General features: G+C 60.5%; 12 protein-coding genes. 10 read left to right on the top strand and 2 right to left on the bottom strand.

Features of this window, described 5'->3' with window-relative positions; translation table 11 throughout:
• The first annotated feature begins 108 nt into the window (after positions 1–108).
• From ispG to ACS1BR_RS01230, 3 genes are all read left to right on the top strand, one after another.
• The gene (ispG, locus tag ACS1BR_RS01220; RefSeq protein ID WP_463559739.1) at positions 109–1,260 is read left to right on the top strand and encodes a flavodoxin-dependent (E)-4-hydroxy-3-methylbut-2-enyl-diphosphate synthase; all 1,152 of its coding nucleotides are present in this window, start codon (positions 109–111) and stop codon (positions 1,258–1,260) included.
• Entirely contained in the window at positions 1,261–2,418 is a 1,158-nt protein-coding gene (locus tag ACS1BR_RS01225) for a GNAT family N-acetyltransferase (protein WP_463559605.1), read from the top strand.
• Positions 2,419–2,532: 114 nt separating this feature from the next.
• Positions 2,533–4,335, top strand: a complete 1,803-nt coding sequence (locus ACS1BR_RS01230) for a proline--tRNA ligase (protein WP_463559607.1) — start codon at positions 2,533–2,535, stop codon at positions 4,333–4,335.
• A 9-nt stretch (positions 4,336–4,344) separates the two neighbouring features.
• Here the strand turns inward: ACS1BR_RS01230 and ACS1BR_RS01235 are convergent, their stop codons facing one another.
• Together ACS1BR_RS01235 and ACS1BR_RS01240 are read right to left on the bottom strand one after the other, a co-directional pair.
• Complete coding sequence (locus ACS1BR_RS01235) at positions 4,345–4,890, bottom strand: GNAT family N-acetyltransferase (RefSeq protein WP_463559608.1); 546 nt, start codon at positions 4,888–4,890, stop codon at positions 4,345–4,347.
• 4 nt (positions 4,891–4,894) lie between these two features.
• Entirely contained in the window at positions 4,895–5,770 is an 876-nt protein-coding gene (locus ACS1BR_RS01240; RefSeq protein WP_463559609.1) for a hypothetical protein, read from the bottom strand.
• Between the two features lie 145 nt (positions 5,771–5,915).
• Between ACS1BR_RS01240 and ACS1BR_RS01245 the strand changes: the two genes are divergently transcribed.
• From ACS1BR_RS01245 to ACS1BR_RS01275, 7 genes are all read left to right on the top strand, one after another.
• A complete protein-coding gene (locus ACS1BR_RS01245) occupies positions 5,916–6,494 on the top strand; it encodes a ribosome maturation factor RimP (RefSeq protein ID WP_463559610.1) in 579 nt (192 codons plus the stop codon).
• Between the two features lie 128 nt (positions 6,495–6,622).
• The gene (gene nusA / locus ACS1BR_RS01250) at positions 6,623–7,654 is read left to right on the top strand and encodes a transcription termination factor NusA (RefSeq protein ID WP_463559611.1); all 1,032 of its coding nucleotides are present in this window, start codon (positions 6,623–6,625) and stop codon (positions 7,652–7,654) included.
• A gap of 155 nt (positions 7,655–7,809) precedes the next feature.
• Positions 7,810–8,037 carry a YlxR family protein gene (locus tag ACS1BR_RS01255; protein WP_463559741.1) on the top strand — a complete coding sequence of 76 codons (228 nt, stop codon included), beginning with the start codon at positions 7,810–7,812 and terminating at the stop codon, positions 8,035–8,037.
• A gap of 255 nt (positions 8,038–8,292) precedes the next feature.
• Positions 8,293–11,181: a translation initiation factor IF-2 gene (infB, locus tag ACS1BR_RS01260; RefSeq protein WP_463559613.1), complete on the top strand. Its 2,889-nt coding sequence runs from the start codon at positions 8,293–8,295 to the stop codon at positions 11,179–11,181.
• Positions 11,182–11,294: 113 nt separating this feature from the next.
• A complete protein-coding gene (rbfA, locus tag ACS1BR_RS01265; RefSeq protein WP_463559614.1) occupies positions 11,295–11,738 on the top strand; it encodes a 30S ribosome-binding factor RbfA in 444 nt (147 codons plus the stop codon).
• A 6-nt stretch (positions 11,739–11,744) separates the two neighbouring features.
• Positions 11,745–12,761 (top strand): tRNA pseudouridine(55) synthase TruB, encoded by a 1,017-nt coding sequence (gene truB / locus ACS1BR_RS01270; protein ID WP_463559616.1) that lies wholly within the window; start codon positions 11,745–11,747, stop codon positions 12,759–12,761.
• A 2-nt stretch (positions 12,762–12,763) separates the two neighbouring features.
• A complete protein-coding gene (locus tag ACS1BR_RS01275) occupies positions 12,764–13,135 on the top strand; it encodes a hypothetical protein (RefSeq protein ID WP_463559617.1) in 372 nt (123 codons plus the stop codon).
• Positions 13,136–13,170: the final 35 nt, after the last annotated feature.

Here is a 13,170-nt window from a genome sequence, read left to right on the forward strand (position 1 = left end):
GGTTAAAAGCTGAAACTGGTGCACAATAGATAGCGGTATCAGCGCGGTAACACAGCGTGCTGAGTGAAAGTTTTTGGGAGGAATACCTTGGCCTCGGTCGATCTAGGAATGCCGGTACCGGCACCGCAGACCCTCGCTCCGCGTCGTACAACCCGCCAGCTAAAAGTGGGCAAAGTGGGGGTTGGCTCTGACTCTCAGGTGTCGGTGCAGTCGATGACCACGACCAAGACCCACGACATCGGTTCGACCCTGCAGCAGATCGCCGAACTCACCGCCGCCGGCTGCGATATTGTGCGTGTTGCCTGCCCCACCGATAAGGATGCAGAGGCACTGCCCATTATCGCCCAGCAGTCACAGATACCCGTGATAGCCGACATCCATTTCCAGCCCAAATACGTGTACCAGGCTATTCAGGCCGGGTGCGGCGGCGTGCGCGTAAACCCCGGTAATATCCGCAAATTTGATGATCAGGTCAAAGAGATAGCGCAGATGGCCGCCGACCACGGTGTCTCCCTGCGTATCGGTGTCAACGGTGGCTCCCTGGATAAGCGACTACTACAAAAATACGGTAAAGCAACCCCGGAAGCCCTGGTGGAATCTGCCGTGTGGGAGGCATCCCTCTTTGAAGAGCACGGATTCCGGGACTTTAAAATATCGGTGAAGCACAATGACCCTGTGGTGATGGTGGAGGCATACAGTCAGCTTGCCGCCGCCGGCGACTGGCCCCTGCACCTGGGTGTGACCGAGGCCGGGCCGGCCTGGCAGGGCACCATCAAATCGGCCACCGCCTTTGGGGCACTGCTCTCCCGCGGGATCGGTGACACCATCAGGGTGTCCCTCTCCGCGCCGCCGGTTGAGGAAGTCAAAGTGGGACTTAAAATTCTGGAGTCCCTCAACCTGCGCCAGCGCCAACTCGACATTGTCTCCTGCCCCTCCTGCGGACGTGCCCAGGTGGATGTGTGGGAGCTTGCCGAAAACGTGACCAAGGGCCTCGAGGGTATGAAGGTGCCGCTGCGCGTTGCGGTCATGGGCTGTGTGGTCAACGGTCCCGGTGAGGCCCGCGAGGCAGACCTGGGCGTTGCATCGGGCAACGGCAAAGGGCAGATCTTTGTGAAAGGGGAAGTGATTAAGACGGTACCCGAAGCAGAAATCGTCGAAACCCTTATCGCCGAAGCAAACCGAATCGCCGATGAAATGATTGCCCGCGGCGAGTGGACCCCCGACGGCACAGCCCAGCAAGCACAGGTCTCTGTCAGCTAAATGGCAAACCGGTGTAAAAAACCCGACCTGCTGATCAGGCCCCTGCACACCGGTGACCGTGCAGCTCTCGAATCCATCATTGCCGGTAACCCGTTGGCTTTCCTCTACGCCGCCGAGCACCTTGACCATTTTGGGCTACCGGAACCGTCAGCAGTGAGAATTCACCGGCGGCAGTACGGGTTCATGGGTATTTTTGTGTCCCGCCAGATTGGAGGGACGATCGCTAACACCGGTCTTGCCGCGCCCGAGACAGCGGTACCGGCCAGCGGGGGCGAGCATACCCGGGGGTTTCCGCGGCGGCTGCGGACAGCCGCAAACAATTTCTTAGCCCCGCTCTCACACCTGGTCAGGGGCGCAGACCAGAACGCCGCGTACCCGGAGCCGGCTATGTCCGCGACCAATAGGGGCACCGGCGAACAGTCGCCTCAGCCACAGTTCCGCCTGGAGGGTGCCTTCTGGCTGGGAGCCAACTGTGTGCCCCTGGTGATACCGGACCGGTACCGGCGACAGGCAGCAGCTGTTATTGAAAAATACTCTCGCACCATTGCCTCACTATTCGGTGAAGCGCACGAGGTGCTACCCCTCTGGGAAATGCTTGACGGTAAAATCGGTAGGCCATTTTCGGTGCGCGAGAACCAGCCGCTGCTCCATCTTCCCCCGGACCAGCGCCTGGACACCCTGACATCTCAAAAACTGGGCCGGGCCCGGCTAGAGGCTCCCCCGATCGATCCGAGCGGGGTGAGGTGGGCGCGCACATCGGATCGCCCCTCTCTTCTTCAAGCCTCCGTAGCTATGTTTACCGAGGAGGTGGGCTATAACCCGCTGAGTCGAGATCCTACCGGCTACGCGAGCAGGGTCGACCAGCTGATCCGCACGGGCCGTTCGGTGGTGGCCACCAATAGCGAGCAGGTCGTGGTTTTTAAAACCGATATCGGTCTAGCCCACGCTGATACCTGCCAGATCCAGGGGGTCTGGCTGCACCCGAGCTACCGGGGCATGGGCCTATCAGAACCCCTCCTCGCCCGTGCATTTGAGCTTATCCGCCCCCGTTTTCCGCATATTAGCCTCTATGTCAACGACTATAATCGCCGGGCCCGAAAAGTCTACGAGTCGCTGGGTATGAGACAGCGGGGCCGGTTCGCGACGGTACTCTTTTAGACCCCGGCTGCGGCTTTTACCCGCCCCCTATCTGACCAGAGGCCTGTCGGCGCGGTAGACTGATCACGATTATGCCCCCACGGGGGAGTAGCTACACAGGATTGGACAACTCAGGTGACCGTTACCCGCCTTTCACAGCTCTTTCTGCGTACTCTGCGCGATGACCCGGCAGATGCCGAAGTTGCCAGCCACAAGCTGTTAGTACGTGCAGGCTATATTCGCCGGGCAGCACCCGGTATCTACACCTGGCTACCTCTGGGTCTCAAGGTGCTGTCCCGGGTGGAAAATATTGTGCGCGAAGAAATGAACTCCATTGGCGCCCAGGAAGTCCACTTTCCCGCCCTGCTGCCGAAAGAACCCTACGAGCTGAGCAACCGCTGGGACGAGTACGGCGATAACCTCTTTCGCCTTACAGACCGTCGCGGCTCAGATATGCTCCTGGCCCCCACTCACGAAGAGATGTTTACGCTGCTGGTCAAGGACATGTACAGCTCCTACAAGGATCTGCCGGTTTATCTCTACCAGATTCAGACCAAGTATCGTGACGAGGCTCGCCCCCGTGCAGGGCTGTTGCGCGGGCGCGAGTTCATTATGAAAGACTCCTACTCTTTCAACCTCGATGACCGGGGCCTGGAGGATGCCTACTTTGCCCACCGTATCGCCTACCAGAGAATTTTTGAGCGGCTAGGTCTGGAGATCGTGATTGTGAAAGCGCAATCCGGTGCCATGGGCGGATCCCGCTCCGAGGAGTTTCTGCACCCCACCCCGATCGGTGAAGACACTTTTGTGTACAGCGAAGCCGGATACGCGGCTAACGTTGAGGCGGTCACCACGGTGGTACCCGAGGCGAAGGACTGGAGCACCACCCCGGAGGCACGGGTGCTAGAGACCCCCGACTCACCGACGATCGACACCCTGGTGGAGAGGTCAAACGCCCTGCACCGTCGTGAAGATAGGGCCTGGGAACCGGCAGATATCCTCAAAAACGTGATGGTTGCCGTGATACTCCCCGACGGTAGCCGTACCCTGGCTGCTGTGGGTGTGCCCGGCGACCGTGCGGTCGATACGGGCCGGCTCGAAGCGACTATCGGCCCCGCCCTGGGTATCGGCGGCGAGGTGGAAGTGGAGCAGGCCACGGAGGAGGATCTCCGCGCCTACCCGCAGCTGGTAAAAGGCTATATTGGCCCGGGCCTTTCACCGCAGAAACCGCTACTGGGTAGAGAATCCGAGACCGGGATCCCCTATTTTCTGGATCCCCGAGTGGTGGAGGGGAGCGACTGGGTGACCGGTGCGAACGCCCACGGTCAACACGTCTACCACCTCACCGTTGGCCGAGATTTTGTGGCGGACGGAACCGTTGAGGCTTGTCAGGTGCGCGAGGGGGATCCGGCCCCTGACGGCTCCGGCCCACTTATTGCCTCCCGGGGTATTGAGATGGGGCATATTTTTCAGCTGGGCCGCAAATACGCGGAGGCCCTGGATCTCAAGGTGCTCGACGACAGGGGAAAACTACAGACAGTGACCATGGGGTCATACGGTGTGGGGATCACCCGGGCACTAGCCGCGATCGCCGAGGACAATCACGACGATCGGGGACTCATCTGGCCCCGCAATGTGGCTCCCGCCGACGTGCATCTGCTCGTTACCGGTAAAGGTGAAGAGCTGGTGGCCGGTGCCGCCGCTCTTGCCGAGGAGCTCGCTGAGGCCGGCCTCGATGTCCTGTTCGATGACCGCCCCAAGGTTTCCCCCGGCGTAAAATTTGGTGACGCAGAACTACTGGGTGTCCCCACCATCCTGGTGGTGGGCAGGGGCTTCAAAGACGGCAGGGTGGAACTCAAAGACCGCCGCAGCGGAAAGACCCGGGATGTCGGTCTTGACACCGTGTGTGCCGAGGTGCTCGCCGAGGTGGCAGACTAGGCTCATTCTTTAGCGGACCGGGCGGTGGTCGCCCCCGGGGAGTTCTGCCGGGCTTGCGGCATCGCTGAGTTTGAGCTGCAAGAAAACGAGGTCCAGCCACCTGCCGAACTTTGTGCCCACCTGCGGCATGGTAGCAACCCGCTGAAAACCCAGCCGTTCGTGCAACCTGATAGAGCCGGTGTTTTCTCCGGTGATACCGGCGACCATGATATGCATATTCTGTTCTGTGGCCAGGCGGATCAGTTCGCGTATCAGCCGGGTTCCTGCACCCTGCCCGCGGGCCGTATCACGCACGTAGACAGAGTGCTCCACGGTGTGGCGGTAGCCCTCCCAGGCGCGCCAGCTGCCGAAGGTGGCGTAGCCGAGTGCCCGATCGGTCTCATTGGTGTACACGATAACCGGGTAGCCCCGGGCCCGGTGGTCGTGCAGCCACCGGAGCCGGTCTTGGCAGGTGACCGTCGACTCGTTCCAGGTGGCCACGGTGTGGAGCACGGCCTGGTTATAGATGTCGGTGATAGCGGGTATATCTGCGTCGGTGGCGTGGCGTACGGGCATCAAACTATCCTTCGTTGATGTTGTCGGCGGTGAAGGTGAGCTCAACCAGATCGTTGAAGAGCGCGGTATCGGTGGCAAGTGCCGGGTCAGCCAGTGCGGTGTTGGCGTGGCTAATAACGGCAGCGCGTAGGTGCTCTAACGATTCCTGCGGATCCGAGGTATCGACACTGTAGCTGGCTTTGACCGGTGCCGGATAAAATGTGCAGGAGATACTAGTGACGATCTGGTTGCGCCATTTCTCAGCCCGGTTTAGCCCGGTGGCGACAGCACCGGTTCTGCTAGCACTGTAGTGATCGACATCGCTTCGGGCGCTGTATATTTGAGCGGTGTAGAGGTAGGCGTTGACGGTGTCTGCCAGGCTGTCTACCGGATCGGGGGCCGACACCCGCTCGGCAGGGGCCGAACAGGGGGTCTCGGGGCTGTTGCCGGTTACAAAATCGGGCAGCTGGCTGCCGGGGTCAAACACGGTATGGCTAAACTTCCACAGCTTTTGGGCGATAGCGAGTGTAAGCGCGCGGTCTTGCCGGTTGTCGGCGGTGGTAAAGCCGGCATAAGCCTGCTCGGTGATATCTTCTAGCCGGTCTTTGATGGTGTGCTGTTCGGGTTCAAGGTGGGTCGTTTCAGCCCTTCCCTGCCGACGGGCAGATGCGGGAAGCATGGCCAGGGTGTCGTCGGTGAGGGCGAGGGTAGCCTGGCTCTGCTGGGTTTCGGGCACCGATTCGGCAAGGTCGCGTAGCTGATAGAGACTGCGGGCAAGGTCAGCGCTCTCGGCCAGCTGCCGGCTCGTCTCAGCCTGCCAGCCCACGCCAAACAGACCTAGACCGGCACACACCAGCGTGCCCACAGCGGCAATAGATGAAACCGCCGACGATATTTTCACCGCTTCACACTCCCTAGAAAATGAGGCAACACCCCATTCTTGCACACGGGATAATTACGCTCAGAGCACCCGGAACGGATCGTGCAAAATACACGGCATCCCGGTAGGATAGGGGGCTACACAAAGTGAGCAGAAATGAGGGGATATGGCCAAAACCCACCACGAGACCGCCCGCACCCGCCGGGCCAACCAGCGCGCTGAACGGGGCATTACTGCGCCGGATGCAGAGCAGAGTTTTCTCGACACCGCCAGGATGGAGGAGATCCTAGAGCCTGTCGTTGGCCAGTTCGGTTGCGTGCTGGAGAGACTCACAGCCCGCGGAAGCGGCAACAACCGCACCCTCGAAATTGTGGTCGACTACGCAAGCGGTACCGAGCCGCTCTCCCTAGACACTGTCGCAGAAATATCGCGGGCACTGTCCGACCGGCTCGACAGCGCAGACGACGGCGACGCCCCCTACCTTCTTGAGGTCACCTCTGCGGGGGCCACCCGCCGTCTCACCGAAACCCGCCACTGGCACCGCTCGGTGGGTAGATTGTTAGCCATTACTCCGGTTGCGGGGGAAAAATTTTTGGCTCGTCTGCTCGATGTGACCGAGGAGGGGCCGCAGATCAGCCGCAAAAAGAACACCAAAAAAGGACAGAAAGAATCCTACGAAGAACCTCGGGTGCTGCCCTGGGAATCAATTTCTAGCGCAAAAGTTGATATTGAATTCAACCACTAGAACTATTTTCGCTAGAATCTAGTACCAAATGTAAGAATTTGTGCGGGGGCAGCTCGCGTGAATCGACCACAGCGGCGGAGCCGGGATACCAGCGTATCTTAGCCCTGTTCTCCACGGAAAGGCCTGCAATGGATATTGATCTGAGCAACCTGCGTCTGCTCGAAAAAGAGCGCGATATTGCGATAGACGAGCTCATTCCCATGATTGAAAACGCGCTGCTTCTCGCCTACCAGAAACAGCCCGGCGCCATCAAAAATTCGCGTGCAGAAATAGACCGAAAAACCGGCACCGTGACCATCTGGGCCCCGGAACTCGACGACGATGACCAGCCTATCGGTGAATTTGACGATACCCCCAACAACTTTGGCCGTATCGCCGCCTCAACCGCGCGACAAATTATCTTCCAGCGGCTGCGGGAGGCCGAGGACTCCAACCTGCTCGGTGAATTCCGCGACCGTGAAGGTCAGCTGGTATCCGGTGTGGTGCAGCAGGGCCCCAACCCCCGCATGGTCCAGGTTGACCTGGGCACGGTGGAGGCGGTTTTACCCAGCTCCGAGCAGGTACCCGGTGAGAACTACCGGCACGGGGCCCGTATCCGCGCCTACATTCTTGAGGCCCGCCGCGGCCCCAAGGGTCCCTCTATTGTGCTTTCGCGCTCGCATCCTAACCTGGTGCGTCGCCTGTTTGAGCATGAAGTTCCCGAGATTCAAGATGGCTCGGTGTCGATCATGGAGGTTGCCCGGGAGGCCGGGCACCGGACCAAGATCGCGGTGAAGGCGAATAAACCGGGTATTAACCCCAAAGGTTCCTGTATCGGCGAAATGGGTTCGCGCGTGCGCGCTGTGATGGAGGAGCTCAATCACGAGAAAATAGATATTGTTACCTACTCTGAGGATCCTGTTGAGTTTATAGCAGCGGCTCTCTCGCCGTCGAAGGTGAAGTCGGTGTCGGTGATAGACCAGCGCGCTTTCTCGGCGCGTGCGGTGGTTCCCGACGACCAGCTTTCACTGGCCATTGGTAAAGAGGGGCAGAACGCGCGTTTGGCTGCCAAGCTCACCGGATGGCGGATTGATATTCTTTCTCAGTCGCGCTATGAGCAGGCGGTTGCCGAGTCCATTGCTCAGGACGATCAGGCCATCACCGACGAAAATATGGGCTAAAACACTTATTTGCGTCTAGTTCCGCTCGCGGGGCTAGACTGGAAGATGGTTCAACCGAACCTGCACCCGTATGATCACGTGACCGGCGTTCTGCGCGCTGGTTCTATCGGCCAATGTGAGGAGGGGACACCCTGAGCGACCCCCTGCGAACCTGCATCGGTTGCAAAGAAAAAACCGCTCAATCAGATTTAGTCAGAATCGTTTGTCTGCCGGACCGGGGTCAGCTACCCCGCGCCGTAGTGGATGAACGACGACGGCTTCCCGGTAGAGGAGCCTGGATCCACCGTAGCCAGGAGTGTCTGATAGCCGCCCAGAAAAAGGGGGCATTCAGCCGCGCTTTCCGAACCCGGGTGAATGCCGCGGAGCTGGTGATAGGAGCATAGCGCCCGTATTATCCGGTTTCGCTCTCGGGGGCTAGACCCCGGGTAGGCAACCAAGATAAGTCAACTCGTTTGACGGCTTCTTAGTGTGAAAGCGAGTCAGAAAATGATGGAAACCCAGTGAGTGCCGCACGATGAGTACCAGCCTGTGCTCAAAAGTCGGCAAAAAACAGGGCAGGTTCTCTGTGAGAACTGTGCCCCCCTATTCCAAGTACTGAAGGTTCGCGCCGTTCTGGTGCGAACCAGAACAGGAGAACCGTGGCAAAGCCCCGCGTGCACGAGATCGCCAAAGATCTCGGCATTAAATCTAAAGAAGCTGTAGCTAAACTACAGGAGCTTGGCGAGTTCGTGAAAAGTGCGTCATCAACGGTCGAACCGCCGGTGGAGAAGAAGCTGCGTGCTGCCTTCCCCAAGAAAGAATCAACAGAGCCTAAGCCCGCCGAGGGCAAGCCGGCGGCAGAGGACGCTAAGACGGCGAGTCCTTCGCCGCAAAAGCCTGCCGGGCCGACACCCGCGCCCAAGCCGGGTGCACCTCGGGCAGCTGTTCCCAAGCCGGGGCCCGCACCGGCAAAACCTGCGGACGATGCCCCCGCCGCCCAAAAACCCGAACCGGGTACATCGGGTCCTGCACCGGCCAAGGAGACAACACCCAAGCCGGCTGCTCACAGGGGTCCGCGACCGGGCAATAATCCTTTCTCTACCTCGCAGGGGATGACTCGGCCCGAGGCCGCAACACCGGCGGCACCCAAACCCGCCGCGCCCAAACCCGCTGCTCCCAAGCCCGGTGGACCCAAACCCGGGCCGCGACCGGGAAACAACCCTTTCTCCACCTCGCAGGGGATGGGTAAACGCGGTGACCGCAATGAGCGCGGTGGCGGCCCCCGCCCGGCAGGTGGCCGGAACCAGCGCGGTGGCAGCGGTGGTAACCGTTCCGGTAATGCGCCCCGCCCGGCAGGTGGCCGGAACCAGCGCGGTGCCAACCCCGCCGCAGCCAGCCGCCCGGCACCCGGTGCAGAGCACGGTAGCACCACCAGGCAGCCCGGTGGCAACCGCCCCTCACCCAACATGATGCCCAAAATATCAGCCAATGCCGGCGCACCCGCTTCCGGTGCTCCCGGTGGTGGACGCAGCGGTAGCGGCTCAGGCCCCCGCCGCGGTGGTACCGGCGGCTTTAACCGCGGTCCGGGCCGCGGGGGCCCCGGCGGGCGCGGTAATGCCCAGGGTGCTTTTGGCCGCGGTGGCGGTAAGCGCTCAAAGAAATCGAGGGCAGCAAAGCGTCGCGAGCAGGAGCAGCTGCAGGCACCCAGTGTGGGCGGTGTGGTTGTGCCCCGCGGCGACGGCGAGACCCTGGTGCGTTTGCGCCGCGGTGCCTCAATCATGGATTTTGCCGAAAAAATTGAGGCAAATCCGGCTTCGCTGATCACCGTGCTCTTCCACCTGGGAGAGATGGCAACCCAGACCCAGTCACTGGATGAGGACACTTTCGAGCTTCTCGGTGCGGAACTGGGCTACAAGGTACAGATTGTCTCCCCCGAAGACGAAGAGCGTGAGCTGCTGGAGTCCTTCGATATTGATCTTGAGGCAGAAGCCGAGGGCGAGGGCGAGGACGTGCTGGAGTTCCGTCCGCCGGTCGTGACCGTGATGGGTCACGTCGATCACGGTAAAACCCGGCTTCTCGATGCTATCCGGAACACCAACGTGATAGAGGGGGAGGCCGGCGGTATCACCCAGCATATCGGCGCGTACCAGATCACCACCGAGGTGGGGGGTGAGCCCCGAAAGATCACCTTTATCGACACCCCCGGCCACGAGGCATTCACCGCCATGCGTGCCCGCGGTGCGCAGGTAACCGACATCGCGGTGCTGGTGGTTGCCGCCGACGACGGCGTGATGCCGCAGACCGTTGAGGCACTCAACCACGCCCAGGCGGCCGAGGTGCCGATCGTGGTGGCCGTGAACAAGATTGATAAAGAGGGCGCTAGCCCCGATAAGATTCGTGGACAGCTCACCGAATACGGTTTGATACCCGAAGAGTACGGTGGGGACACCATGTTTGTTGATGTTTCTGCGCGGCAGAACCTGCACATTGACGAGCTGCTTGAGGCGGTTATCCTGACCACCGACGGTGCGCTGGAGCTGAAGGCCAACCCCAATAAGGAGGCCCGCGGTGTAGCTATTGAGGCTAACCTCGATAAGGGCCGCGGTGCGGTGACCACCGTGCTGGTGCAGTCGGGTACCCTGCACGTTGGGGATGCTATCGTGGCCGGTGTTGCTCACGGCCGCGTGCGGGCCATGTTCGATGAGAACGGCCACAATATTACCGAGGCCGGGCCGTCCCGACCGGTTCAGGTGCTGGGTCTGTCAACCGTGCCCCGTGCCGGTGACACCTTCCTTTCGACCGATGAGGAGCGCACGGCACGGCAGATTGCCGAGAAGCGTGAGGCCGCGGACCGGAATGCTCAGCTGGCTAAGCGTCGTAAGCGGGTTACCCTGGAGTCCTTTGACGATGCGGTGGCCGAGGGCAAGATGGACACCCTCAACCTCATTATTAAGGGTGATGTTTCGGGTGCCGTTGAGGCGCTGGAGGAGTCGATAATGAAGATCGATGCCGGCGGCGACGAGGTGCAGATCAGGGTGATTCACCGCGGTGTTGGCGCGATCACCCAGAATGACGTCAACCTGGCCACGGTGGATAACGCGGTGATTATCGGCTTCAACGTGCGTCCGGCCGAGCGGGTAAACGAGCTTGCCGACCGCGAGGGCGTGGAGATGAAGTTCTACTCGGTGATCTACTCGGCAATCGACGATATTGAGGCGGCCGTCAAGGGTATGCTCAAGCCCGAGTACGAGGAGGTTGAGCTGGGCTCTGCCGAGATCCGTGAGGTCTTCCGTTCCTCCAAGTGGGGTAACATCGCCGGTTCGCTGGTGAGGTCGGGTATTATTCGACGTAATTCGAAGGCACGCCTGGTGCGTGACGGCGTGGTGGTGTCGGATAATCTCACGATTGAGTCGCTACGACGGTTCAAGGACGATGCCACCGAGGTGCGTGAGGGCTACGAGTGCGGTATCGGTTTGGGCTCTTTCAACGATATTAAAGAGGGCGATATGATCGAGACCTGGGAGCTACGGGAGAAGCCGCGGGTCTAGGCTCTGTAGCCGGTTGACACGGGGCGAGCGGGGATGGTCTGTGGGCCGGCCCCGCTCGCCCCGCGTGGGACTGACGATAGACTTACCTGTAAGGACTGAAGAAGGAGAGGACCATGGCTGATGCGGCACGCGCTGCCCGCCTGGCTGATCGTATTAAGGTGATTGTTGCCCAGGCTTTGGAGCGCCGTATTAAGGATCCGCGGCTGGGTTTTGTGACCGTGACCGATGCGCGGGTGACCAATGATTTACAGCATGCGACCGTCTACTATACGGTGTATGGCAGTGAGGAGGAGCAGGCCGCTACACGGGCGGCACTGGAATCTGCTCGGGGAGTTCTACGGTCCGAGGTGGGCAAGAATATTACTGCCCGTCTGACTCCGACCCTGACTTTTGTGGCTGATGAGGTTCCCGTCAATGCCGCCCATCTGGAGGATCTTCTGCGTAAGACCCGTGAGCGTGATGAACAGCTTGCCGCCGCTTCTGTCGGGGCCGAGTACGCCGGTGACGCGGATCCCTATAAGCAGCCCGAGGCCGCTGACGATGAGAGTGAAGACTAACGAGCTGTGGCTAAGAAACAGCATAGTGGCCCGTCCGGGCTGATCGTGGTGGATAAGCCGGCGGGTATGACCAGTCATGATGTGGTTTCCCGGGTGCGGAGACTGGCTAAAACCTCCCGGGTAGGCCACGCCGGGACCCTTGACCCGATGGCAACCGGACTGCTGATTCTGGGTGTGGGTAAGGCGACCAAACTGCTGAGGTGGCTGGTGGGGGAGTCGAAGACCTATCGCGCGACCATCCGTTTGGGTGCGGTGACGGTAACCGATGATGCTGAGGGACAGCTGGTTGAGCTTGCTGACCCGGGGAGGCTGGCTGCGCTGACACCGGAGCTTATTGGGCAGGAAACTAAAAAATTGACGGGCGATATTATGCAGGTTCCGTCTGCGGTTTCTGCTATTCGGGTGAACGGTGTGCGTGCTTATGCGCGGGTGCGCGGCGGTGAACAGGTGCGGCTGGATCCCCGGCCGGTGCGGGTATCGGATTTTAGTGTGCACGGCATAGACACGGTGGACACCGACGGGTCGGGTAGAAAATTTTGTGATCTCGATGTGACTGTTTCCTGTTCTGCGGGCACCTATATTCGGGCGCTGGCCCGTGACCTGGGGGCCGCCCTGGGGGTGGGGGGGCACGTGAGGGCCCTGCGCCGTACCCGGGTTGGCGGAGTGGAATTGCGCGAGGCACACACGTTGGTGGACCTGGAAGAGACGGTAGAGTCCGGGCACCGTCTGCCCCTGCTCTTGCTCGACGATGTGGCGGCACGGCTTTTTCCGGTGAGGTCGCTCAGCCCCGAGCAGGCAACGGATCTTTCCTATGGTCGCCCCATCGAGCCCGAGCCGGTTTTGTCTGACACGGGCCGGGGAACCGGGGAGAAGTCTCGGGGGGTGGTTGCCGCTTATGCTCCTTCGGGTCAGCTGGTGGCCCTGGTGGAGAACAGGGAGGTGAAGGGGAGGCAGGTGTCTGCCCCGGTACTGGTTTTTGAGGCGGGGCAGCGGTTTGACCGGGCCTTCGAGACCGGGGTGTAGCAATGATTGGGGGCTATGATTTCTGGTTTTGGATCACCCTGGTGCTGGGGGCTGCCGCGTTCGTGATATGTTTCTGGCAGTTCCTTCGGGGTAGAGAACCTGATGACTGGAGTCAGGGTGCAGTTATTGCCCTTCAGGGCTGGCTGTTTATCTACCTGGTGGGTTCGATTATTATGCAGGTGGTAACCGACGGCCCCGGTGGTGACTGGCTTGAATACTACGGCTACCTGTTGACCGCTATGGTGATACCCGCCGGTGCTTTTACCTGGTCGATGAGTGAGCGTTCTCGCTGGGCAACCCTGGTTTTGGCACTGGTGGGACCGGTGCTGATTGTGATGGTGCAGCGCATGAATATCATCTGGTACTACTACTAGTATGGTCCCGGTAGTTTTGTCCGAAATTTTCCCCG

It is taken from the genome of Rothia sp. 18CD1-1 (assembly GCF_055285355.1).